The 23,628-nt window shown below is 65.4% G+C and carries 25 protein-coding genes; 12 read left to right on the top strand and 13 right to left on the bottom strand.

Going from position 1 to position 23,628, the window contains the following annotated elements; all coding sequences use genetic code 11:
• Window positions 1–21: 21 nt before the first annotated feature.
• A complete protein-coding gene (locus tag J2808_RS11670; RefSeq protein ID WP_309816328.1) occupies window positions 22–1,113 on the bottom strand; it encodes a Zn-dependent alcohol dehydrogenase in 1,092 nt (363 codons plus the stop codon).
• A 158-nt stretch (window positions 1,114–1,271) separates the two neighbouring features.
• Here J2808_RS11670 and J2808_RS11665 point away from each other — a divergent pair, with 158 nt between their 5' ends.
• From J2808_RS11665 to J2808_RS11650, 4 genes are all read left to right on the top strand, one after another.
• Window positions 1,272–2,357, top strand: coding sequence for a Zn-dependent alcohol dehydrogenase (locus J2808_RS11665; RefSeq protein ID WP_309816325.1), 1,086 nt, complete (start codon window positions 1,272–1,274; stop codon window positions 2,355–2,357).
• Between the two features lie 132 nt (window positions 2,358–2,489).
• Window positions 2,490–4,022, top strand: coding sequence for a 4-hydroxyphenylacetate 3-hydroxylase N-terminal domain-containing protein (locus J2808_RS11660; protein WP_309816322.1), 1,533 nt, complete (start codon window positions 2,490–2,492; stop codon window positions 4,020–4,022).
• An 8-nt stretch (window positions 4,023–4,030) separates the two neighbouring features.
• Window positions 4,031–5,464, top strand: a complete 1,434-nt coding sequence (locus J2808_RS11655; RefSeq protein WP_309816319.1) for an MmgE/PrpD family protein — start codon at window positions 4,031–4,033, stop codon at window positions 5,462–5,464.
• Window positions 5,465–5,483: 19 nt separating this feature from the next.
• A complete protein-coding gene (locus J2808_RS11650) occupies window positions 5,484–6,635 on the top strand; it encodes a flavin reductase (protein WP_309816316.1) in 1,152 nt (383 codons plus the stop codon).
• Window positions 6,636–6,867: 232 nt separating this feature from the next.
• On the opposite strand, the gene J2808_RS11645 is transcribed toward J2808_RS11650, so the two are convergent.
• The 5 genes from J2808_RS11645 to J2808_RS11625 all read right to left on the bottom strand — a co-directional run bounded on the left by J2808_RS11645 (window position 6,868) and on the right by J2808_RS11625 (window position 12,730).
• Entirely contained in the window at window positions 6,868–8,520 is a 1,653-nt protein-coding gene (locus J2808_RS11645; protein WP_309816723.1) for an FAD-dependent monooxygenase, read from the bottom strand.
• Between the two features lie 24 nt (window positions 8,521–8,544).
• Window positions 8,545–9,396, bottom strand: a complete 852-nt coding sequence (locus J2808_RS11640; protein WP_309816313.1) for a fumarylacetoacetate hydrolase family protein — start codon at window positions 9,394–9,396, stop codon at window positions 8,545–8,547.
• 180 nt (window positions 9,397–9,576) lie between these two features.
• The gene (locus J2808_RS11635) at window positions 9,577–10,842 is read right to left on the bottom strand and encodes a metal-dependent hydrolase family protein (protein WP_309816310.1); all 1,266 of its coding nucleotides are present in this window, start codon (window positions 10,840–10,842) and stop codon (window positions 9,577–9,579) included.
• Window positions 10,842–11,339 (bottom strand): GAF domain-containing protein, encoded by a 498-nt coding sequence (locus J2808_RS11630; protein ID WP_309816306.1) that lies wholly within the window; start codon window positions 11,337–11,339, stop codon window positions 10,842–10,844. The genes J2808_RS11635 and J2808_RS11630 overlap by 1 nt, the downstream gene beginning before the upstream one ends.
• Complete coding sequence (locus J2808_RS11625; protein ID WP_309816304.1) at window positions 11,336–12,730, bottom strand: MFS transporter; 1,395 nt, start codon at window positions 12,728–12,730, stop codon at window positions 11,336–11,338. The genes J2808_RS11630 and J2808_RS11625 overlap by 4 nt, the downstream gene beginning before the upstream one ends.
• A 108-nt stretch (window positions 12,731–12,838) precedes the next feature.
• Between J2808_RS11625 and J2808_RS11620 the strand changes: the two genes are divergently transcribed.
• Window positions 12,839–13,717, top strand: a complete 879-nt coding sequence (locus J2808_RS11620) for a MurR/RpiR family transcriptional regulator (RefSeq protein ID WP_309816301.1) — start codon at window positions 12,839–12,841, stop codon at window positions 13,715–13,717.
• Between the two features lie 114 nt (window positions 13,718–13,831).
• Here the strand turns inward: J2808_RS11620 and J2808_RS11615 are convergent, their stop codons facing one another.
• Window positions 13,832–14,626, bottom strand: a complete 795-nt coding sequence (locus tag J2808_RS11615; RefSeq protein ID WP_309816299.1) for an alpha/beta fold hydrolase — start codon at window positions 14,624–14,626, stop codon at window positions 13,832–13,834.
• A gap of 446 nt (window positions 14,627–15,072) precedes the next feature.
• On the opposite strand from J2808_RS11615, the gene J2808_RS11610 reads away from it, so the two are divergent.
• The 5 genes from J2808_RS11610 to J2808_RS11590 all read left to right on the top strand — a co-directional run bounded on the left by J2808_RS11610 (window position 15,073) and on the right by J2808_RS11590 (window position 18,731).
• Window positions 15,073–15,222, top strand: coding sequence for a YciI family protein (locus tag J2808_RS11610; RefSeq protein WP_309816298.1), 150 nt, complete (start codon window positions 15,073–15,075; stop codon window positions 15,220–15,222).
• On the top strand, window positions 15,222–15,719 hold the full coding sequence (locus J2808_RS11605; RefSeq protein ID WP_309816295.1) for a sigma factor-like helix-turn-helix DNA-binding protein: 498 nt from the start codon (window positions 15,222–15,224) through the stop codon (window positions 15,717–15,719). The genes J2808_RS11610 and J2808_RS11605 overlap by 1 nt, the downstream gene beginning before the upstream one ends.
• Before the next feature lie 30 nt (window positions 15,720–15,749).
• Entirely contained in the window at window positions 15,750–16,475 is a 726-nt protein-coding gene (locus tag J2808_RS11600; protein ID WP_309816292.1) for an RNA polymerase sigma factor, read from the top strand.
• A gap of 149 nt (window positions 16,476–16,624) precedes the next feature.
• Complete coding sequence (locus tag J2808_RS11595) at window positions 16,625–17,296, top strand: hypothetical protein (protein WP_309816290.1); 672 nt, start codon at window positions 16,625–16,627, stop codon at window positions 17,294–17,296.
• Between the two features lie 358 nt (window positions 17,297–17,654).
• A complete protein-coding gene (locus J2808_RS11590; protein ID WP_397428047.1) occupies window positions 17,655–18,731 on the top strand; it encodes a methyltransferase in 1,077 nt (358 codons plus the stop codon).
• 22 nt (window positions 18,732–18,753) lie between these two features.
• Here the strand turns inward: J2808_RS11590 and J2808_RS11585 are convergent, their stop codons facing one another.
• Window positions 18,754–19,290, bottom strand: a complete 537-nt coding sequence (locus tag J2808_RS11585) for a DM13 domain-containing protein (protein ID WP_309816285.1) — start codon at window positions 19,288–19,290, stop codon at window positions 18,754–18,756.
• Window positions 19,291–19,339: 49 nt separating this feature from the next.
• On the bottom strand, window positions 19,340–20,089 hold the full coding sequence (locus J2808_RS11580; protein WP_309816281.1) for an ArsR/SmtB family transcription factor: 750 nt from the start codon (window positions 20,087–20,089) through the stop codon (window positions 19,340–19,342).
• Between the two features lie 132 nt (window positions 20,090–20,221).
• On the opposite strand from J2808_RS11580, the gene J2808_RS11575 reads away from it, so the two are divergent.
• Together J2808_RS11575 and J2808_RS11570 are read left to right on the top strand one after the other, a co-directional pair.
• The gene (locus J2808_RS11575; RefSeq protein WP_309816279.1) at window positions 20,222–20,470 is read left to right on the top strand and encodes a toxin HicA; all 249 of its coding nucleotides are present in this window, start codon (window positions 20,222–20,224) and stop codon (window positions 20,468–20,470) included.
• Window positions 20,471–20,824, top strand: coding sequence for a type II toxin-antitoxin system HicB family antitoxin (locus J2808_RS11570; protein WP_309816274.1), 354 nt, complete (start codon window positions 20,471–20,473; stop codon window positions 20,822–20,824).
• A gap of 178 nt (window positions 20,825–21,002) precedes the next feature.
• On the opposite strand, the gene J2808_RS11565 is transcribed toward J2808_RS11570, so the two are convergent.
• The 4 genes from J2808_RS11565 to J2808_RS11550 form a co-directional block, all read right to left on the bottom strand.
• Window positions 21,003–21,356 (bottom strand): hypothetical protein, encoded by a 354-nt coding sequence (locus J2808_RS11565; protein ID WP_309816271.1) that lies wholly within the window; start codon window positions 21,354–21,356, stop codon window positions 21,003–21,005.
• 73 nt (window positions 21,357–21,429) lie between these two features.
• The gene (locus J2808_RS11560; RefSeq protein ID WP_309816267.1) at window positions 21,430–22,497 is read right to left on the bottom strand and encodes a glycerophosphodiester phosphodiesterase family protein; all 1,068 of its coding nucleotides are present in this window, start codon (window positions 22,495–22,497) and stop codon (window positions 21,430–21,432) included.
• A 176-nt stretch (window positions 22,498–22,673) separates the two neighbouring features.
• Entirely contained in the window at window positions 22,674–23,126 is a 453-nt protein-coding gene (locus J2808_RS11555; RefSeq protein WP_309816264.1) for an SRPBCC family protein, read from the bottom strand.
• 137 nt (window positions 23,127–23,263) lie between these two features.
• Window positions 23,264–23,605, bottom strand: coding sequence for a hypothetical protein (locus J2808_RS11550; RefSeq protein ID WP_309816261.1), 342 nt, complete (start codon window positions 23,603–23,605; stop codon window positions 23,264–23,266).
• Window positions 23,606–23,628: the final 23 nt, after the last annotated feature.

Here is a 23,628-nt window from a genome sequence, read left to right as displayed (position 1 = left end):
CCGCGTTGCTATTGGCGCGACTCAGAAGGTGGTGATCACCGAGCGGGCCACTGATCCGCCGCGCAGCAGGTCGTATCCTTCGTTGATCTGGTCCAGCGAGATGTGCCGGGAGACCAGTTCGTCCAGCTTGAAGCGGCCCTGCAGGTACAGTTCCGCGTACATCGGGATGTCGATCTTGAGGTTGGTGGAGCCCATGGCGACGCCCCGGATGCCCTTCTGCTTGCCCATCAGGTCGCCGAAGGGGGTTACTTCCAGGCGGGTTTCGGGTTTGTGGACGCCGATCAGGAATGCCGTGCCGCCGGTGTCCAGCATGGCGACGGCGTCCATGGCCGTCTGCTTCAGGCCGATCACCTCGAAGGCGCAGGTGACCCCGCCGCCGGTGAGGTCCTTGACGGCCTGTACGGAGTCCCCGTCGCCGGGATGAACAATGTCCGTGGCGCCGAACACCTTGGCGAGTTCGAGCTTGCCCGGCTGAAGGTCCACCGCAATGATTCTGCGCGCCCCGGCCAGCGCGGCGCCCTGGATAACGTTGAGCCCCACCCCGCCGCACCCGATAACGGCAACGGTATCTCCGGGCCGGACGCGTGCCGAGTTGATGGCCGCTCCGGCCCCGGTCACCACCCCGCAGCCCAGCAGGGCGGCGCGGTCGAACGGGATGTCTTTGCTGACGGCCACCACCGTGTTCTCGTGGACGAGCACCTGCTCGGCGAAACCACCGACGCCGATGAACTGGGTCAGTGCATCACCGTTGCGGCTCAGCCGCGGGCGCTGGCCCGGGGTCCGCTGGGTTTCCTGCGGCTGGCGGCACTGGTAGGGCCGGCCGGTCAGGCAGCCCCGGCAGTGGCCGCAGCTGTGGATCGGTGAGGTCACCACGTGGTCACCTATGCGGAACTCCGTGACGTCCGGGCCCACCCCGGCCACCACTCCGGCGATCTCGTGGCCCAGCAAGGCGGGCATGGGAAACCCCACGTTGGTCTGGGCAACGTGCATGTCGCTGTGGCACAAACCGCTGGCGCGGACATCGATCAGCACCTCCCGGCCGATCGGCTCGGAGATGTCGATGTCCTGGACCTGGAACGGCTGACCCACACCGTCGAGCACTGCTGCTTTCATTCCTTTTGGTTCCCCTCACTGAGTGAGCCGGACTAACCGGCATGGACGTGACGCGGGCCACAAATATAAATATACTGTGTTGTGAAGTGCAAAATCTACAGAAGAATCGATTCTTGACCACAGTCGGGTCAAGAAGCCACCAGACAAGGGAGTCCAGGATGAAAGCTGCAGTCATCAACGAAATCAACGGCCGCTTCGATGTGGAGGAGATCAGCATCGGCGATCCCGTGGGCTGCGAGGTCCTGGTGGAGGTCAAGGCTGCCGGCTTGTGCCATTCGGATCTGCTGGTCGCCTCGATCGACCGCGGCCGCCCTCTTCCCATGGTTGCAGGGCATGAAATGGCAGGCATCGTGGCCGCCATCGGGCCGGACGTCCGTGACCTCGCCGTCGGGGACCATGTTGTGGGCTCCGAAGTGAAGTTCTGCGGGCATTGCGAAGAGTGCCTCGCCGGCCACAGCTACCGCTGTGTCAATCCGGGCGAGGTTTCCAGGCCGCCCGCCGCCGGTCCCAAACTGCGCCGGGGCGGCGGCGACGTGCAGGCCTTCGGCGTCGCGGCGTTCGCTGAATACACGCTCTGCCATGCCAATTCCCTGGTGCGGATCCCCAAGGAGCTGCCCTTCCCACAGGCGGCTGTGCTGAGCTGTGCGGCCATCACCGGCGTGGGGGCGGCGCTCAACACGGCGAAGGTCCAGCCGGGGGACACTGTGGCCGTCATCGGCCTGGGCGGCATCGGGCTCAATATCCTGTCCGGTGCCCGGATCGCCGGTGCCGCCACCATCATCGGGGTGGACGTGCATCCGGCCAAGCTGGAGCTGGCCGCCCGCTTCGGCGCCACCCATGTGGTGGACTCCAGTACCGAGGACGCCGTGGCCAGGGTTCGGGAGATCAGCGGCCGTGGAGTGCACCACTCGTTCGAGGCAATCGGCCTGGCGGTGACCCAGGCCCAGGCCATTGGGATGACGCGCGTCGGCGGCGGCGCCTACTTCATCGGCATACCCCAGGGTGCTCCGCTGGAGGTGGACGTGCTGCGCTCCCTGATCGCATCGCAGCGGCGCATCCAGGGCGTCTATATGGGCTCCAGCAACATCCGCCGGGACATCCCGCTGTACGCCGAACTCTATCTGCAGGGACGGCTGAACCTCGATGACCTCGTGGCCCAGGAAATTCCGCTCGAGGGCATCAACGACGCCTATCGGCTGCAGGAGTCCGGCGCGATCGCCCGGAGTGTCATCACGTCGTTCTGACGGAGCATCGCGGGGGCATTGCCAAGCACTCGCTTTTTATATAAAATTATCCAAAGAATGCATTTTCATCTCACAATGTTGTGAAAGTTCACGGGGGCGCCAGTACCGGTGCCGGCCAAGAAGGAGTTCAAAGTGACAGCACGCACCGGAGCAGAGTACAAGCGGGGCCTGGACGATGGCCGGGAGGTATGGCTGGGATCAGAGCGCATCTCCGTCCTGGAGCACCCGGCTTTCAAGGGCTCCATCGAGGGCATGGCCGGCTACTTCGACTACCAGCACAAGTACGCCGCGGACTGCCTGACCACCCATGAGGAAACGGGTGAGGCCATGAACGTTAGCCTCTCGTTGCCCCAGAACGCGGAGGACATCGCACGCCGCCACCGCGCCTTCGACCGTTTGTCCCGGTACTCCAACGGCATGCTGGGCCGGACACCGGACTACGTGAATGTGGTCCTGGCCGGCCATGTGTCCCGCAAGGACATCTTCGACCGGTCCGGGGACCCGGTATTCCACCAGCGACTGGCGGCCTACCACCGCGAAGTGATCGAAAAAGACCTCGCGCTGACCCACACCATCGTGCACGCCGCCATCGACAAGAGCGTGGGCGAGCTGCAGGGCATGAACGAGGAACTCACCCTGCGCGTGGTGGAACGGACCGGCGAGGGCCTGATCGTCCGGGGCGCGAAGATGCTCGCCACCCTCGGGCCGATCGCCGATGAGCTGTACGTCTACCCGGCGGTTCCCATCCAGAAGGGTTTTGAGGAATACGCCCTCTCCTTTGCCATCCCCGTGGCCACCCCCGGCGTCGTCTCCATCTGCCGGGACCACTACGGCGTGGACGCTGACGTGGAGGACAGGCCGTTCTCTGCCCGCTTCGACGAGCAGGACGCCGTCATCATCTTCGATGATGTGCTGGTGCCCTGGGACCGCGTGTTCATCGACGGGAACCTGGACGTCTACAACTCCATCAACGCCGGCACCGCATCAGGCAACACCCAGCAGCAGACTGCCATCCGCGCCGCCGTGAAGCTGGAGTTCGCCTACGACCTGTGCACGCAGATGGCCAAGGTCACCGGAACCGAGGGCAAGCCAGATGTGGGCGCCATGCTTGGCGAGATCTACACGTACCTGCGCCTCACCCGGGCGGCCATCCATTCAGCGGAACTGCGGGCTTCGGACTGGGGCGGCGGAGCGTTCTTCTGCCACGACGATATCTCCGCGCTGCGGGCCATCATGCCCGGCTGGATGATCCGGATCAATGAAATCATCAAGTCCATGGGCTCGCATAACCTGCTGGCAACGCCCACGGCCGGAGCCTTCAATGACCCCCGGCTGGGCCCACTGCTGCAGAAGTACCTGCCCGGCGCCAACGGCATCACGGCCCAGGAGCGGGCCCGCATCATGCGCACCGCCTGGGACTTCGCCGGCTCCGCTCTGGGCAGCCGGATCGAACTTTACGAGCGGTTCTACCTCGGCAGCATCGCCCGCGCCCGGGGCCTGGACCACCGCAAGGCGCAGGCCGCGGGGGAGACCGGCGCCTACGCTGCAATGTTCGAGGAAATCGACGGCGCTGCGTCCGCGGACGCGGATGCCGCACCAAGCGCCGCCGCCGTGGCAGTTGCAGTGCCCGCCGGCGATCCGGTGGCCGTCGGGGCCAGGAGCTAGGTTCAACCATGACCGCCCAGACCACCGAGGACGCCGGACTCGAAACGAGTGCCGGGAACATGACAGCCATTGTGGCCCGGCATGTCGCCGGCACCGGCTTCGACCACTTTGACGCGAACGCTGTGGCCCGGGCGAAAGTCCGGGTCCTCGACTCGCTCGGCAACATCGCCGCAGGCCACCGTGCCCAAGGGAACGACGCGCTGCTGAACCTGGCGCGGACCTGGGGCGGGGCCCCGGAAGCGCGGGTGCTGGTCCACGGCGTCCACCTCCCGGCGCACAACGCCGCCATGGTCAACGCCGTGATGATGCGGTCCTACGACTTCGAGCCGATCGGCGCCGAATACGAGGACCACACGCAGACGGCAGCGCACATCAGCGGGACCACGGTTCCGGTGGCCCTGGCGGTGGCCGAGCAGCAAAACTCCTCCGGAAGGGACCTGCTCACTGCGCTGATCACCGGGGACGACCTCACGGCGCGGCTCGCCGCGGCGTCGGGCTTTGACGTCTATGGTGGCCAGGACAACACCGGCACCGTGAACGGCCTCGGCGGCACCGCCGTTGCCGCCAAGCTCATGGGGCTCACTGCGGACCAGACCCGGAACGCACTGGGCCTGGCGGTCAACCAGCTGTCCGGCACCGTGGCCAACATTTTCGACCAGTCCCTGGCGTTCAAACTGCCCATGGCGTTTGCGGCGCGGAACTCGATTGTGTCCGCGGAGCTGGCACGGGCCGGGTTCACCGGTCCGGCGGACCCCATCGGCGGCCGCCACGGGTTCTTCGAGATGTACTGCTCGGAGCCGGCGCCGGAGAAGGCGACCCGCAGGCTCGGCGAGGTTTTCTACGCGGACTGCGTGATCAAGCCGTGGGCTTCGTGTCGGGCCAGCCACCCCTCGTTGGACGCCTGCGTGCAGCTGGCCACCCGGAACAGCCTCAACGAGGACAAGATCGAGGAAATCCTCATTCACGTAACACCGCGGACCCTGAATGGATTTGTGGGCCAGCCCTTCGTCATCGGCGAATGCCCGGAGGTCTCCGGCGCCTTCAGCATCCGGTTCACCGCGGCCACGGCGCTGATGTACAAAACGGTCCGGCCCGAACACCTCACCTTGGAACACATGCAGGATCCCCGCCTGCACCGGCTGCTGGACAAAATCCGTCTGGTGGGGTCGCTGCCTCCCGCAGAATCCCTTACCGCCGAGGTGGAGCTGCGGCTCCGGGACGGCTCTGTGCTGAGGGCCAGGACCGACGTGCCCAGGGGCGATATCTACGCCAGCCCCCTGAGCGAGGCGGAGATCCTGGACAAGTACTACGCGAATGCCGCGTTCGGCGGCAGGATCCCGCGTAGCAATGCAGAGGAAGCGGTCGAGCTCGTGCAGCACCTTGAGCAGCTCGACAGCCTGGCGCCGCTCATCAATCTCTTGACCCCCGACTTTCACCAGTAATACATCCAGGAGGATAGAAGTGAATACACATCAGGTTGTTCCCGCCGCGGAGATCACCGTTGATCCCGCAGTTTTCCGGCACGTGGTAGGCCACTTCGCCAGCGGCGTCACGGTGATTACCACCGTGGTGGACGGCGAGTTTTACGGCACGACGGCGTCAGCAGTGTCGTCGCTGTCCATGGAGCCGCCCATGATGCTCGCCTGCCTTAACCGCGCGAGCTCCACGCACGACGCCGTGCTGAAGGCCGGAATGTTCGGCATCAACATCCTCTCGGAGGACCAGAGCGACCTCGCCATGCAGTTCGGGCGCAAGGGCGGGGACAAGTTCGACGGCGTCCCGGTCACCTTGTCGGCGGAAGGCGTGCCCATGCTGGATGGTGCCCTGGCCACCATCGTGTGCCGGGTTGCCGAAACCCCCACCGGCGGCACGCACACCGTGTTCCTGGGCCAGGTCACGGAGGCCGGCGCCGGTGCGGGCCAGCCGCTGGCGTACTTCCGCGGCGCCTTCGGGCGGCTGGAGCGGGTCAAGGAGCTCGCCGCCTACGACGCCGTGCGTGAATGGGTGCTGGGCCGGCGCACTGCGCTGCACCACGAACTGGATCCGGTGGAGATCGCGGCGCAGGCCAAATCCGATCCGCACAACGTGCACAATGCCCTGGTGAAGATGACCGCCGAATCCCTGGTGACCCGCGGGGACAGGGGCGAATTCCTGCCCGCACCCATCACCCGGCAGCTCACGGACAACGTCTACGATGGCCGGCTCACCATTGAACTCGGCGTCATCGCCAGCCACCTGGACAAGTTCACGGATGAGGATATTGCGGAGCTGGGTCGACTCACAGACGAGCTTGCCCTGCTACGCCAGGGCGGCAAGGATGCGCTGGACACGTTCCTCAAAACCAACGCGAAGTACCACAACCGCCTGGTGAGCGTGGCCGGCTCCACGCAGCTCACGGACGCGTACCGCCGGCTGGGCATCGGCACGGTGTGGCGCGAGGCGCTGAACAGTGAGGAGTGGGCCCGGAAGATGGACCACAGCCACATTGTTGAGCTGACGGCGGCGCTGAAGGACCGTGACCGGGGGCGGGCCGCCGAGGCACTGCGCCTGCACACTGCCTTCGGCAAGGAGCTGGCCAGCGACGTGATCGAGCGCCACGGCGGCGAGGTCTAAAGCTTTCACAGCACGACGGCGGGGCCGCACCGGGGATTCCGATCCCACCGGGTGCGGCCCCGCCGTCGTTCGCGCTAACCCGCAGCAGCGCGGGGTCACTTGGTGCCCCAAGAACCGAATTATCAGCCGGAACATAACCCCGGGTTGCAGGGACAGCAAAAGGAGCGGGGAGGCCGTGTGGCCTCCCCGCTCCTTTTGCGCATCTTTGCCTGCCGGCCTGTGCCCGCGGCTGTCAGCGCGTGGCGGGCAGCCCTGTTTTTGCGTGCTGCAGGCGGGCCAGTTCCGGTACGTAGGCGCCGAGTGCTTCCAGCGTGGCCTGGGCGTTGGCCGGGGTCATGGCTGCCGCAACGTAACGGTCCGGCCGCACCACGAGCGTCACACCGCTGCCCTCGACAGTGGCGAAAGCGCCGCTGGCGCCGGTGACGGGTGTGGCGCCCGTCAGCGCCAGGCGCGCACCTCCGTCGGTCTCCCCGGTGCTGCTCCCAACCGTGTCAACCCGCCGGACCTCAAACGGGGCACGGCGGTCGTACGGGAAGTACAGCAGTGCCCAGCCGGTGCCGAGGACGGTGTCCAGCGGGACGGCGTCGCCGGTGGGCAGCGTGACCTGGGGCTGGGCCAGGGAGCGGCCCACCAGGGCGGCAGCAGCCCCCTTCGGAACGGCAGTGCTTGAATCCGCCACGCAGCCGTCGGTGAAGTACGGCTGCTTGAGGAACTTCATGCCGGCCAGCCAGCCTTTGGCAGAGGGAACGATGCCGGAGGCGGTGATGGCGGCGTCGCGGATGGCAGTGAGCACCGGGTTGACGTTCATGACCACCTTGCCGATCCGGTGGGACAAGCGCACCATGTCCACCGCGTGCGGACGGCGCTCCGCCTGGTAGGTGTTCACCAGGGCGTCGGTGCCGGTGCCGTGGACGTTCGCGGCGATTTTCCAGGCGAGGTTGGCGACGTCCCGGATGCCGGCGTTCAGGGCCTGGCCCGCGAATGGCGGCATCATGTGCGCGGCGTCCCCGGCCAGGAGAACACGGCCGACGCGGTAGGTCAGCGCGACGCGCTGATGTGCCACGTAGACGGCTGCGCGCCGGATGTCCGCGGCGGTGATCGCCTGGAATGGTGCGATGAGCCTGATGATGGCCTCCGGGGAGGTCACTTCCGCGGCCTCCTCGCCGGGCAGGAGCATGAACTCGTAGCGGCGGCGGCCCTTGGCTCCGGGAACCACCACCACGGGACGTGTCCCGTTGCAATGGAACTCGGAGAACCGCTCCGGTTCGCTGGGGCTGTTGATGGTGTCCACCACGATCCATTTCTGGGTCTGGGTGGAACCTTCCATCGGGATGCCGAGCTGGGAGCGGACCGGGCTGCGGCCGCCGTCGCACGCCACCACCCATTTGGAGCGGACGGTGTGCTTGCCGCCGTCGTCGATCAGCACCGTGTCCGCGTACGTGGGGCCGTCCGTGATGCGGAAGGCCTCGGTGTTGAAGCGGATGTCGATCCGCGGCCGGTCTCTGGCGGCGTCCAGCAGCAGGGACTCCATGACCGGTTGGTCGAACTGCGATTTGCCGGGCTGGCCCAGCCGCGGGCTGGCGGGATACACCTCGGCCAGGAGCTGTTCCTTCCGGCCGAAGTAGCGGGCGCCGGTATCCATGAGCATCTCCGGCGCCAGCCGGTCCATAATGCCGATCTGCTGCATGACCCGGAGCGTCTCGTCGGTGACGCTGATGGCCCGGGGCTCGTCGCTGGTGCCCGCGTGGCGTTCCACGAGCATCACGTTGACGCCCTGGTCCGCCAGCAGGTTGGCCGCGGCCAGGCCGATGGGGCCCGCCCCGATGACCAGCACGTCGGTTTCTGTGATTGTGTCCATGCGATCAAAGTTCCGTTTCTGAAAGATGCGGTTGGGCGGGCCCGGGGCGGGTCAGGAGACCAGTTCCACGGTGTTTGCCAGGGTGCCCAGGCCGGTGATTTCCACTTCGACGACGTCCCCTTCGGAGAGGAGTCCGGAGGGTTCCATGAACAGTCCCACGCCGCCGGGGGTGCCCGTGACGATCACGTCGCCGGGGGAGAGCCTGGTGAAGCCTGTGACATAGGCGATCAGTTGCGGAATGGAGAAGTACAGGTCCGCAACGGAGGCCTTCTGGCGGATGTCGCCGTTGACGCGGGTTTCCAGGGTCAGTTCATTGACGTCGCCGAGGTCTGCGGCCGGGACCAGGTAGGGGCCAAAGCCGCCGGTGCCCGGGAAGTTCTTGCCCGGGATCCACTGGGAGGCGGCGAGCTGCCAGTCGCGGACGGAAAGGTCGTTGTACGCGGCGTAGCCGGCAACGTACTCGAACGCATCCTCTTCGGCCACGTGGAAGGCTTCCTTGCCGATCACCAGGGCCATTTCGCCTTCGTAGTCGAACTTGGTGGTGGTGGCGGGCATCTGGGCCGGCTGCAGGTGTCCCATCTGGGAGTCCGCAAAGCGGGTGAAGATGGTGGGGGCCTTCTGCTCCGTCTTACCGGATTCCTGCTGGTGGCTGCGGTAGTTCACGCCGATGCAGATGATCTTGCCGGGGTCGGTCACGGCGGGGAGGAACTCGATGTCCTCTTCCGCGCGGGACGGGGCGCTGCGGAACCCGTCACCCACCGTGCCGAAGATGCCCTGCTCGACGGCGGCGCGGAGTGTGCGGGCAAGGTTGGCCCCGCTGGGGCCGAGATCGTACGCTTGACCGTCTTCAATAATGCCCCAGGTGGGGGAGCCGTCTGCGGCTGTGAAGCTTGCGTAATTCATGATGTGGTTCCTTTCGCGGCGGCGGCACGCGCCGTTGAGATGCACTTTCACTCGCTCCGGCGGCTTTGCCGGGCAGCAGGAATGTGCATCCTTTGACAAGGAATACATTATCTTGATTTTACGCATTCTGGCTAGAGGGGTTCCGACGGCGTCGAGCTGCTCCCGCAAAAACAACGAACGCTAGGGGCTGACCACCCGCCCGTTCTGAATCAACACGTCCAGATGGTCGGCAATGTCGGCCAGCACGGCAATGTCGGCAAGCGGGTCAGCTGACAGCACCAGCATGTCTGCGTCCGCGCCGGGTGCCACGACGCCGATCTCGCCTTCGCGCCCGAGGAGCAGGGCCGCCGTCGTGGTTGCCGAGCGGATGGCATCGATAGCCGGCTGGACCTTCCCCAAAAGCCGGAACTGTTCGTTCTGGTGGCGGTGCATGCCGCCAAGGAGGTCAGTTCCGAAAGCCATCTTGACGCCGGCTTCGTGCGCGCGGGCGATGGCTTCGAGGCCGCTGCTGAGTACCGAGTCCACCTTGGCCCACATTTCTTCGGTGAGGCCGAAGCTCCTGCCCTCCTCCTTGAGCGCCCAGTAGGTGACCAGGGTGGGCACCAGGAAGGCGTCCTTTTCGAGGAACAGGCGGAGGCTCTCGTCGTCGAGCAGGTTGCCGTGCTCGATTGACCGGACACCGGCCTCGAGGGCACGGTTGATGGCACGCGCCGTGTAGGCGTGGGCCGCGACGTAGCGGTTGGCGGCCTCGGCCTCCTCCACGGCTGCACGCATCTCCTCCATCGAGTACTGGGTGGAGTCGATGCGGTCCGTGGGCGAGGAAACTCCGCCGGAGGCCATGATCTTGATGTGGTGGGCGCCTTTGCGCAGTTCATCCCGCGCGGCGGCCCGGACGGCGTCCACCCCGTCAGCTACGCGGCCGATCCCACAGCATCCACGGCCGTTGGGCTCATGGTCTTCGCCCGGGAGGCGCATGTCGCCATGGCCGCCGGTCTGGCTGAGCGCGTGCCCGCAAAAGTGGATTTTGGGCCCGTCGAGCAGGCCTTCCTGCTGTGCCATCGCCAGGCCAAAATCGGCGCCGGAGAGGTCGCGGACAGTGGTGAAGCCGCGGCGCAGCATCTGGCCCATGATCCGTGCGGTCTGCGCGTAGACGTATGAGGCCGGTGTCCATGTCAGCGAGCGGAAGTCGGCGCTGGAGGCGACCACGTGGACGTGGCAGTCGATGAGCCCCGGAAGGACGAACTTGCCGGTGCCGTCGATCACGCGGGCTCCGGAGGGCGCTTCGGCATCCGGACCGATGCTGCTGATCTTTCCGTCAATACTGACGACGTCGGCAACGGAGTAGGTTCCCGCCTCGACGTCCAGGACGCTGGCGTTGCGGATCACCAGGGGAGCGCTGCCGGCCACGTCGTCAGTGGGGGCCTGGGTGTTAGGGGTGGTGCTCATTAAACTGTGTCCTTCCCGGGGACTTCGGTGGGGTGGGCGGCAAAGGCTTCGGTGAGGTCTGCCAGGTTCCGGTTGACGACGTCGACGGCGGTTTCCACACTGTGGTGCGTGTAGCGGCCTTCGGCGTCCAGCAGGGCAAGGACGCCGACGACGTTGCGGCCGTCGTCGAGGACGGGAACGTTGATGACCGCACCGCAGCCGAGCTGCTGGATGAGCTCGGAATCGGCGAAGACTTCACGCAGCGCGTTCAGGTCTGGGGCCAGGAACGGCTTCTTGTCTTCAATCACCGTTCCCAGCCAGCCCGGGGAGATTTCGACGGTCTTCTCGCCGCCCACCGGGTAATCTTCCGGGTGGCTGGTGAAGAGCCGCCGAAGGCTGGACCGTTCGGGAATCCACTGGAGGGCTGTGAAGAGGACGACGCCGGGATCCCGCCGCATCTCCTTGAAGGTCTCCTGAAACACTGCGTCCGCTGTCATGGGGTCCGTTATTCCGCTCATTTTTGTCCCGTTCCTGCCGGTGCCGGATCATGTTCGGCGCGGGCATTGATGTCCTCCAGGGATTTGCCCGCGGTGGATGCGCCGAAGATGACGACACCCAGGACGCCGATGGTCAGGACCACCGTTGTCATGACGAACACTCCGCCGAAGCCAAGGGCCACCGAGAAGATGCCAATGATGGACGGTGCCAGGATGCTGCCGATACGGCCCACGGCACTGGCCAGGCCGACGCCCGTGGCGCGCATCCAGGTGGGGAACAGTTCCGGCGTGTACGCGTAGACACCGGCGTAGGTGCCGTTCAGGAAGAAGGACAACGTTGCTGCGGCCACCAGGATCATCCCGGAGTCGTTGGATTGGCTCAGCCAAAAAGCGCTCAGCGCCGATCCGGTCAGATACAGGGCGATGGTGTTCTTCCGGTCGATCCTGTCGTTGAGCCAGGCGGCGGAGAAATAGCCGGGAATCTGCGCGAGGTAAATGATGATGGAGTACTCGAAGCTCTTGGTGACGGTAATGCCGCGGCCCACCAGCAGGGTGGGGATCCAGGAGAAGAAGCCGTAGTAGGAGAACGTGATCACGAACCAGATCAGCCAGATGACAGCGGTCCGGCGGCGCATGGCCCTGGACCACATGAACTTGAGGGCGTTCCAGATGGTGATCTTCTGCTCGTGCTTGGCGATCTCTTCGTTCCCGGCGGTGAGCGGAGTGAGTTGCTTGCCGGTTGCCTTCACGACGCTCTGCTCAAAGCGCTCAACCACCTGCGTGGCTTCAGCGATGCGGCCACGGCTGATGAGGAAGCGGGGGGATTCAGGCAGGCTTCGGCGCCACCACAGCAGGAGGAGGATCGGAACGGCAGTGATCACTTGGGCCCAGCGCCAGCCGTCCTCGCCCAAGGGGACAACAAAGCGGCCAATCAGTGCCGCACCAACGAAGCCGAAGGAGAAGAACCCGGCCAGGGTTCCGATGAACCAGCCGCGACGCTTCGGGGGAATGAACTCAGACAGGAACGGCGCGATGATGACGCTTTCGGCCCCGGCACCCAGGCCTGCAAAGATCCGTGCAATGAGGAAGACTTCGAAGTTGGGAGCCATGGCCGCCACCACGGACATGACGCAGTAGAAGGCAAGGGCCCAGAGCATCACCTTCTTGCGGCCAAACCGGTCGCCCATCCATCCCGAGAGGATGGCTCCGAAGAAGAAGCCAAGCGGGGCGGCGGAACCCACCAGCCCAAGGCTTGCGTTGCTGAGGCCCCACAGTTCCTGGATGCGCGGGAGCAGGAAGGCGACCACTGCCCCGTCCATGCCGTCGAACGAGTAGCCGAGGCCTCCAATGAGGAGAAGCTTGTAGTGTGGACGACTGAGAGCCAGGCGGTCCAAGCGTGCTGTGAGAGACATGGTGATTCCTGCCAAAGTGGGCCAAGTTGTACATTTTGAGGAATATGCACAAGTCTGTGCAGATGCGATGTATTGAAGTTACGGCCAGAGTGTGAGGTAGGTCAATAGGTGAAACAAGAAATTAACGCCTCCTCGGTAACCGAGTGGCTGGACAGCCGTGTGCAAGGACGGAAACTGGCCGCCCGGCAGATGCAGGTCATCGGCATCCTCCGTTCACAGCCCCGCCTCGCCTCCTACGGTTCAGTCAGCGACATCGCGGCAGCGGCGTCGTCGAACGCTTCCACCGTGACCAGGACCGCGCAGGCACTGGAATTCAAGGGCTGGGCGGACTTCCAGTTCGAGCTCCGCTCAAGGTTCCTGGCGTCGCTGAGCGCCCTCGAGGTCGCGGCTGAGCATAACGGCCACGTCAGCAGCCCTGCCCAGGCCGCCGTCTCCACGGACCGGGCCAATCTGGCTCATCTTGAGCGCACCCTCGATCCGGCTACCGTCCGCTCCATCGCAGAGGCGATCGCGGGCGCGCGGCAGACCCTGATTGTTGCCGCCGGAAGCTACGCCATCCCGGGGAAGGCGTTGGAACATAACGCGGTCATTGCCGGCTATAACGTCCGGCTGCTCGACGCTGATGTCGCTGCACTGACGAATACCCTCGCGCGGGTGACCTCCGAGGACCTGGTGATCGTGATCAGCCTGTGGAGGGTTTACGACAGCACCATGCGCGCCGTCGAGATCGCCCACAACGTGGGCGCCACCATCGCGTCGATCACGGACAGCGCCGGCTCTCCCGTGGCCGAGCACGCCGAGCAGCGGATAGTTGTTCCCACCGAAGGCGCGGGCTTTTTCCCGTCACTGACCGGTGCCGTCGCCGCGGTCCAGGCGATCGCCGTCGAACTCGCTTCCCTGGACCGTGAGCGGTCAAACAAGAACATCGCCGCGTCCGAACGGACCTGGGACCAGATGAAGATCATGCATCCCCGTTCAAGCTCTTAGGGCCACGCGCGCTCCACAACTTACCGCCCCCGGCCTGCCCTGGACGCGGCAATTCTTGCTTGGAAATCACCACGGCGGCGCTTCAGTTGCGGGGGTGTGAGCAGTCCCTGAGCCTCAGCCCAGGGAACGGAGGAACGCCACCGCATCGTCGGCGACCCGCCCCGGAACCTCCCACAAGACTAAATGTGCCACATCGGGGTACACCTTCAGCGAGGATCCCGCTATCCGGGACGCCAGGGTCTCTTGGTCAGCGCGTGGCAGCAGGGTGTCGCGCCCGCCGTACAGGATCAGCGTGGGCGCCTGGATTCTTCCCAATTCCGTGGGCGGTGCGGTCTCGCACAGGCCGTTCAGGATGGCTTTCCACGCGTGGGCGGGCATCCGGAGTCCATCGCTCACGCGGTCATCGATGAACCACTCGGGCACCGCGTGCATCAACGGGAACCAAGAAAGTGAATTCCGGACCCAGCGCTCGTCAAGGGGGTCCGTCAAAGCATCGACTTCATCCGCAAACGGGGCCCGGCCGTGGAGGCTCAGGGGCGAGCCCACCAGCACCAGCGCGGCGGCTTTTTCGGGATGGGAGATGGCGAGCTGCTGGGCCACGTAACCTCCGCTGGAGGAACCGACGACGGCGGCACTCGCCATGTCGAGGGCGTCCAGGATCGCTGCGGCGTCTTCTGCCTGCTCCGCCAGGGAGTAGCCGTCCTCCGGTTTGTCGGCCCCGCCCTGCCCGCGAAGGTCGGGAGCATAAATTCTGTAACCGGTCAGGAGGGGAACCAGACGGTCAAAGGTTCGGCGGGATTCGCCCCACGGATGCAGCAGCAGGACCGGCGGTGCAGCGGCGTCCCCCTGCACCAGGCACGGCACCGTGACGCCGGTGCGGAGCCTGAGGACGCGGACTTCGGAGCCCATAGATTCAGGCTACTCCGAGTGGCGAGCAACATGGCCGGATGGGGGGACTCACTGCTTTTCGCGCTCGGGTATCTCCGGGTACCACAGATAAAACCCTTGGCATGGGGTGGCTTCTTTTGGAACTCTGGTCGTAGTTGTCGATCTGAGCTTCCGGTGTGCGTCGTATGAGTAAGGGCCGGGACGGACGGCCCTGGCGACGGCGAGGTCTTCGGCGTCGATGCAGTGAATGCTCGAAGCAGAGTTCCACGAAGGGAGTACGAAAATGTCAAAGTATCTGGTCCTGATCTTCCAGGATGAAGCGGCGAAACAATCCGACGGTGAGGCCATGAGCGCCCCCTACCAGGAGTTCCAACAGCGCCGCGGTGCGTCCCTGGTCCACGGGGCCGCGCTGCAGCCAACCGTCGACGGCGACGTCCATCCGGCGCGACGGAGCGGGCGGATTCTCGGTGACAGATGGTCCTTTCGCCGAGTCGAAGAAGACGCTGGGCGGCTACTACCTGATTGAGGCTGGCGACCTCGATGAGGCGCTGGAGATCGCCAAGGAGGTTCCCGCCGGCGTCGGGGTAGAGGTCCGGCCCGTGCGAATGGTCAGCTGATGCCGCCGGCCGCCAGTTCGGAGGTTGCTGCCGCGGTTGCCGATGCGCACCGCAGGGAGTGGGCCTTCGTGCTGGCGGCCACCGTCCGTGTTGCCGGTGATATCGACACCGCTGAGGAAGCCGTCCAGGACGCATACGCCAGTGCCTTGTCCACATGGGGTCCGCGCGGCATCCCGAAGAACCCCGGCGCGTGGCTCACCGTGACCGCTCGCCGGCGGGCCCTGGATATGCACCGCCGCGCCGTCACGGCCCAGCGGGCGCTCCCCAAGCTTTTCGACCCGGAGGAGTATGCAGAGGACGAGCCGGGCCGGGACTCGGAAGACATTGCCGATGACCGGCTGCGGTTGATCTTCACCTGCTGCCACCCGGCCCTGGCATTGGACGCCCAGGTGGCCCTGACACTGCGGCTCCTGTGCGGTCTGTCCACCGCTGATGTGGCCCGGGCATTTCTGCTGCCCGAGGCCACGATGGCGGCGCGGATCACCCGGGCGAAATAGAAAATCGCGGCCGCGCACATCCCTTACCGCGTGCCAGCTGCGTCCGAGCTGCACGAACGCGTCGACGGCGTGCTGTCCGTCGTCTACCTGGTGTACACCACCGGGCACACCGCCCCGTCCGGAGCGGACCTGATGCGCCGTGACCTCGCGGAACGCGGCCTAGAGCTGGCGAGAATGCTCCGTGTCCTGCTTCCCCATGACCTCGACGTCGTCGGGCTCCTGGCACTCGTTGTGCTCACCGACGCGCGCAGGGGCGCCCGGCTCGATGAACACCGCGAACTCGTGCTGATGGAGGACCAGGACCGGTCGAAGTGGGACCGGCCGGCCATCGAAGAAGGGGTGGCACTCCTGCGCGAGGCGCTGAACTCGCGGCCGCCGGGCCGCTTCGCCCTCATGGCGGCGATCGCGGCCGTCCATGACGAGAGCGGGTCGTGGTCCGACACTGACTGGCAGGAGATCCTTGGGCTCTACGACCTGCTCATGGAGACCTGGCCCTCTCCCGTCATCCAACTCAACCGGGCCATAGCACTCGGCTTCGCGGTGGGCCCGGCGGAAGGATTGGCGGAGCTGGATGCGCTCGGAGCCGAGCCCCAGCTGGCCCGCTACCCCTACCTGGCTGCGGCACGCGCAGACTTCCTGACCCGGCTGGGCCGTCTCGGCGAGGCCCGGGTCGCCTTCGAAGAAGCGTTGATCCTAACTGAGAACGACGCCGAACGGCGCTACCTCCGGACCCGCCTGAACGAACTGGCGGGTTGAGCCATCCAACCTCCCGCCAAGGAACAGTGAGCGCACGGTGACGCATCGGCGCTGCCGCAGGGGAGTACGACGACGGCACCCGGGTTGGGTGCCCATGGCGCCTAGGGTCTCCCCTTGGGGTGCGACGGGGGCAGTGGGAGGATGAATCTGTGGACCAATTCTTTGACTTCCTTCGGAGTTACTGGTGGCTAGTCTTCCCTCTCAGCGGAATGGCCGGAGGGTGGGCAAGGCAGTGGTCCAAGGCCAGCGAACGCCGGCACCGTCGCCGTGTGGAGCTGTACGAACTGAGGAACCAGGCGGTGCAGGCGGAACAGGCCAGCCAGGCCGCGGTTGCCGCCCTGATGGCAGCGCACGACGCCGTGAACCGGCGGTGGCTGGACTACGAGCTCGACGTCGGGAAGCTCATCGACTTCCCGGTCATGACGGATGTGCGGGAGCCCCTTACGGTCGCTTTCCTCCGGGCGAAGAAGGCGGCGGACGGTTTGCGGCCAGTCGCCCCGGGGGATATTGCGACGGCGGCCCGGCTGGCGGAATACCGGGCAGCAGTTAACGGCTTTGAGCTGGCATTCGACGTCGCAGAGCGCGAAGCCATGCGGATCAAGGACCACAACTTCTCTGAGCTTGAGCGCCAGCGTTTGTCGACGGCCAGGAAGCTGCTCAATATCGCGTCCGACAACGCCGCGACGCCTGCCGAACGGCAAACCGCGTACAAGCGCGCCCGGCGGGAACTGGATGGTCTCATCGTCCTGCCCGACGTCACGGTGGCGGCGCTGGAAGTGAAGATTGCAGGCGAACTGAACGCACCACACGCCTCCGAGTAGGGGAGTACGACGGCGGCTCCCGGGGTGGGTGCCGCCGATCCTCGCTGTAGGGCCACCCACGGCACCCCTGTATCCTGACAAAGTAGTTCAAGGGCTCCAGCGGCCATCGACATAGCCCGGGTTCGCGGCCGGATGACGGTCTGGAATGCTGGGCCGCAGCGTTGGACAACATCGAATCGCCGCCGCAATCGTCAGTCTCCATTCGGGTCTCCGATCGGCCCCCAAACTCTTGGAATGGATCTATATCAGTACTGACACGCCAGCTCCCGTGGGAATCCCGACGCCCGTCCCCAAGCCCTCGCGCACAGCCTCGGTGGATGAGCCCGCCGTCGTGACCTGGTCCGAGGCCGGTGTCAGCATGACCGCGCGCTGGCGTTCGGCGAACGGCAGGCCGGCGCCGACGCGCGTCGAAGTGGTCTCCGACTCCCTCACGGCCGATGATGCGAACCGGATGGCGTCACAGGGGATCGCGATGCTCTGGCACGGCGACTTCCACAACGCGCGGCAGATCCTCAACGCCCTGGACCGGCGGATAGGCGCCGGAAAGAAAGAGACCGCGCAAACTCCGGCCGATAAGTTCTACCGGCACCGCCAGTCCCGCTCGCATCGTGCACGCATTCTCGGCCAGCTGCTGATTCCCCTTGATCCGGGCCCGGTGGTGCCGCTGCGCCGCGCGCCGGACATCTGGGAGGCCGCCGCAGAAGCGTACGGCGATATCGGCGAATCCTCCGTTGTGTCGCTGCATGAGCTGGTCGGGGCAATCGGCGCCCACGAGTGGCGACGGAACGGCGTCTACGTCGATGCCCTGCAGGGCCGCATCCACCCGCACTATGGCACGTTCTTCCCCACCCGGAGTGAGTATGTGGATCTCGTGGCGGCCGCTGCGCTGCCCTCTGACACACTGGCGTTCGACGTCGGAACCGGCACCGGGGTGCTCGCTGCCGTCCTCGCCCGCCGCGGCGTCCACCGCGTGGTGGCTACGGACAATGAACCGCGTGCAATCGCCTGCGCCGCTGAGAATTTCCGGAACCTCGGTGTCCAGGACAGTGCTGAGGCCGTTCTGACCGACATGTTCCCGCCCGGACGGGCACCGCTCATCGTCTGCAACCCGCCCTGGATTCCGGCCACGCCGCATTCCACCCTGGACAACGCCGTCTACGACCCCGGGAGCAGGATGCTGTTCCGCTTCCTGAACGAACTCCTTGACCATCTGGAGCCGGGCGGTGAGGGCTGGCTTGTCCTCTCCGACCTGGCCGAGCACCTTGGCCTGCGGACGCGTGAGGACCTGCTGGCCGCCATCGAGGCGGCCGGGCTGAAGGTGACGGAACGGCTCGACACCAGGCCAACGCATCCGAAGGCATCGGACCGCGACGATCCCCTGTTCGAGGCGCGCGCGGCCGAGGTCACGTCCCTGTGGCGGCTTGTTCGCCGATAGCCTGCAAGGTGGAAGACAACGCTCAGACACTCAGTTCTGCGGCGGCAAACGACACGGCGAACCGTGCGCACCAGATGCTGACGGAACGGTAGTCGCCCAGCACCGTCCCGGCAGGGATCTTGTAGTTCTGGTCGCCCTTGTTGGCTTTGAGTGCGCCCAGATCCAGGTGTGCACCGTCGTCGAAGACGTACCAGCCTGCTGTTCCCTCAATCACGGGGGCGTCGGTGAGCCATACCCGCAGGTCCGGGCCATCGGAGGTGTCAAGGCCTTCGAACCGGAGGATGCGGCTCCCGTCAGCGAGTTCGATGATCTTTACGCTTCCCTTGCTGGCGTGTTCATGGCTGATGAGTTTGCCCGTTGCCACTTCCCGTGGACCAGCCACAGCGGAGGACTCAACCGATGGTCCCGGAGCCGGGGTAGTGGTCTGCGCAGCCGTGGGGATGTCCTCGGTCACGGTGGAACTCGTGAAGATCCGCCACGGCTGGAACAGATAAAGTCCGGCCGCGAACACCATGGCGGCCACGAGCAGAACAGCCGGGATGAGGACGCGTTTGCTCATACCACCTCAACGCCGGGACCGGCAGTGATGTTCCGCAGCGACTGTCGCGTCAGGTGTACATCAGTGAGCCGGGGGTGGTGAGCTTCTCGCCGGTTTCCAGCCAGGTCTTCAGGCCGGACAGGATCATCGGCCAGCCGCCGTAAAGCTGCTCATTGGCACCTTCGCGGAGCTGATCGTGCGTGACGGTGAGGTGGCAGGAATCGCCCACCGGTTCGATCTCCCACGTGATGCGGGAGGTGCCTTCGGCCTTGACGTCCTCGCCCCACAGCGCGCGCATGGACTGGACGAGTTTGCGCGGGGGATCAACCTCGATGTTCTCGCCCTCACCCAGCAGGTCCCCGCCGTTGGGGGACATCTCGAACCGCGACCCCGGTGTCCAGTCCGAGCTGATGTTCATGCCGAACTGGTACTTGCTGCGGATCTCGCTGTCCGTGATGGCTTCCCAGAGCCGTTCCGGAGTGGTCTTGATATAGATTTCGAAGATCTTTTCCATGGGACTTTCCAATCGGGTTTTGAGGTCGCTGAGGGCAGCGGCCCATGGTTCTGCATACTTGCTGACCCAGCGGTCGTGGACCAGGCGGATGGGCACCGGATTGAGGAAATGGAGTTTCTCCCGGCCCCGGCGGCGGGTGACCACCAGGCCGGCGTCCTCCAGCAGCTTGAGGTGCTTCATGACCCCATAGCGGGTCATCTCGAAGCGGGCCTCGAGTGCATGGAGGGTCTGCCCGTCCTCCCGGTAGAGCTCATCGAGCAGGTCCCGGCGGGTGGGGTCGGCGAGGGCCTTGAATACGGCGTCCACAGTTTAAGAATAGGTGACCTAATGGTCACATGTCCAGGGGTTGCTGTCGGTCTGGATGTTCACCGCCACTCAGTCAGCAGTACAAGCCGAGGGCGCGTTGAACCTTGGTGCCAAAAGTGGCACCATGGTCATATGGCGAGCATCGAGAAGATCGAGCAGCAAGCTAGAAAATCACCCGAGAATGTCTCGTATAGCGACATGCTCAAACTTTGCGCTCACTATTTTGGCGAACCTAGGTCGGGTTCTGGCAGCCACAACGCGATGTTCAAAATGCCCTGGGCGGGGGATCCCAGAATTAATCTGCAGGACAAGAACGGTAAGGCTAAGCCGTATCAGGTCAAACAGGCCTTAGCCGCAATCGATCGGAGCAAGGAGAAGTAGATGTCCACACGAAAAGCAGCAGCCGTTCCGTCCCCGGTTTCGCAGTACCGATACTCGGTGCAGTGGTCACCGGAGGACCAGGAGTTCGTTGCCACTGTCCTTGAGTTCCCTTCGCTGTCGTGGCTGGACGAGGATCAGTTCGAGGCACTTCGCGGCGTCGAACGCCTGGTGTCCGATGTCATCGACGAACTTAGGGAATCTGGCGAAGCGGTGCCGCAACCAATTTCGACCCAAACGTTTAGTGGCAGGCTCAACCTTCGGGTACCCCCTGAGCTCCACCGCAGGCTGGCGATTGAGGCTGCCAATCACGGAGTGCCCCTGAATAGATACGCTACTGAGCTGTTGACGGCGTAAGGGAAGTTTCACTGGTCTACAAAAACCGCTTGGCTGCTAGGAACTCTTTGCAATTGTCTGGGATGTCCACAGCGGCGCCCGCCTGCCCGTCGTCCCGGGTCCAGGGTTTGCGGCTCGGGCAAAGCAAACAGGAACCCCGCAGCGGTGGTCTGCGGGGTTCCTGGTCTGTTAGGGCGAGTTACTCGGAATCGGTTTTCTGATCCCGGTCCCGGAGGTTGTGCTTGATCTCGTCGAACTTCTCCTTGATGACCCGCTCCACCTCGGAAAGTGACTTCCCGGCGCTGCTCAACGGGTCCAACTGGAGGTAGACGTTGTGACCAACAGGCAGGTCGTACTCGTCCTTCAGGTGGGTCCCGCCGCCCACCCCTTGGAGGGAGAGGTACACCTGGGCGTCCGTCCGGGCGATGCCGGCGATGGTTCCAAAGACAACCGTGAAGTCATTCGCCTGAAAGCTCACACTCTGACCGATATGGCTGCGGTCAAGGTCACCGGCGGCGACGGGCTTTTCGGACGGGCTTCCGCTGTAGTTCATGGGCTTCTCCTAATAATCGAGGGACGCATGCCTTAGCAGTCTATAAGTGCCGCAGGAAGCGAAGGGGAATGTTTTAGCCCCTGACCCCGTAAGCCTTGGGCAGCTTCAGGCCGCGCTCCTCCATGAGGGTGCGCAGGCGGGTGGGGTAGTCGGTGATGATGCCGTCCACGCCCAGGTCCATCAGGCGCTCCATGTCCGCGGTGGTGTTCACCGTCCACGGGATGACGGGCAGGCCCAGTTCGTGGGCTTCGGCGATCATCCCGGCGGTGACGGAGCGGAACGTGGGGGAGACGGCGTCGTACCCCTGGGCAGCTGCGGCCTTCGGAAGGGAACCGTCGTAGTCGTCGATGTCGATGCCGCCCAGGTTGCGGCTGGCGCCGGGCTGGCCCACGCCCATCCAGGCGTCACCGCTGGAGAGCGCCACGAGGGGAAGCTCGGGCGCGATCTCCTTGGCGAGGTTCAGCGAGGACCAGTCGAAGGACTGCAGGGTGGTGCGGTCCGCCATGCCCGACTTGTAGATCTCGACCACCACGGCCTTGGTGAGCGCTTCCATGCCGGCGCCGCCGATCTCGCTGCTCTCCACCTTGGTTTCCACATTGAAGCGGACCTTCGTGGCGTTGGTGTCGCGGACCAGCTGGTAGACGTCCTTGAGCTCGGCGATCCGGTTGCCTTCAATGACGTCCTGCTCCGGGTAGCCGGCCAGCTGTGTAAAGCCGCAGTTGAGGGTCTTGACCTGCGCCAGTGACAGTTCGGCCACGCGGTCGCCCACGTACGGGAATTCGGCGTCGCCGGCAGTGGCGGGCGCGGTGTCGAGGCACTTGCCGGCCTGGATGGTGTCGTCGTGCCAGACAACCACCTTGCCGTCTTCGGTCAGGTGCGTGTCCAGCTCGAGGGTGGTCACGCCCAGCTTCAGGGAGTTGGAGAATGCGGCGAGAGACTCCTCGGTCCATTCACCGCGGCCGCCGCGGTGGCTCTGCAGGTCGAAGGACCCGTTGCGTTCGTGGACCTTGAGATCGGACGTGGCGGCTCCGGCAGCGTTCGACGACGGCGTGCCGGCGCCGTTCTCCGGGGCGGCGACGGCGGGGCTCGCCATGGCGGCGATCAGGGCGGCGGCTGCCGCGGCAGTCAGGACTGGGCGCATGGGTGGTTCCTCCTGGGATAGCGGGACCGGCTGGTGGCCGGCGACCCGTCCACGCTAGGGAGGTGAGGTTGCGCGCTTGGTGCGGGGAGTTGGAGGGGAGGTTAACGGGCTTTCGCCGCGAATTCACCGACCCGGGCGATCAGCCGGCCGGGCGGTTCTTCGCGGAGCGTCGGCCGCTACCTGTTCGCGAGGGCGGCCCTCTCGGTGGCGGCCAGCATGTCGGTGAAGGTCGCCGTCAGCATCTTGTCGATCAACCGGCCCGTAAACCGGCCGATGGGTCCGCCGCGGGGGACATACCGGTAGTCGAAGGTGGCCAGCGTCCCGTCGCCGTCGGGCTCGAGCGTGAGCGTGGACTTGGCCTGCTTGAACGGCACCGACCTGCTGGGCTGATTCTGGGTGTCGATCCTGCGGCCCTCCTCCCAGACGGTGACGGTTTCCTCCATGCTGCCCACCGGCTTCAGGTCGACGCGGCGCCGGGCGCCCACGCCGCTGGTCTGGCCGCCGAGGGTTCTAGTGGCCCTGAGGCCGCTCCAGTGCCTCGCAAGATTCGGGAAGTCGGCGTACAGGGCCCAGACGGAACCCGTGGACGCTGACATTCGGCGTTGCACGGTGATGTGACGTTCAGGCATGGGGACCACTCCAAGTGTCAGGCCGGACGGGGCGGTGAACTGTCCCATTTCATGATCACGCCAGCAGTTGCAGCGGCGCAATGAACTTAAATTGGACCTCGTGCCCGGCGCTGTCTGGTGGTGCGTCGGCAGTGACGCTAGGGGGTGACGCGTTCGTCGATCATCCGGTGAACCTCATCGTCAGGGGGACACTCGCGCTGGTCGATGGGGCACTGCCGGTCTCCGAGGGCGACGCCCAGCCTCTCCACCGTCTCCACGCACATGGTGCAGATGTTCTCGGAGTCGTGCAGGAGCTTCGGGTCTTCTTCGACGTAGCCGCAAAGAGCCCGGCGCCATTCCAGGTCGCGGCAGCAGATCAGGTGGGCAAGCTCTTCCGGGTTGTCGCTGAGGCTGTACTTTGCCTCCCATGCGGGGACCCGGATCAGCTCCATGGAGCCGGCTTCTTCGGCAGTCTGCTGCGCCTCTGTTGTGTCCGCCATCGCTCCCCAATGTTCGTTGCTGT

The organism is Pseudarthrobacter sulfonivorans (genome assembly GCF_031454915.1).
GTDB classification, from domain to species: Bacteria; Actinomycetota; Actinomycetes; order Actinomycetales; family Micrococcaceae; genus Arthrobacter; species Arthrobacter sulfonivorans_C.
This window is presented reverse-complemented; position numbering and strand designations above follow the sequence as displayed.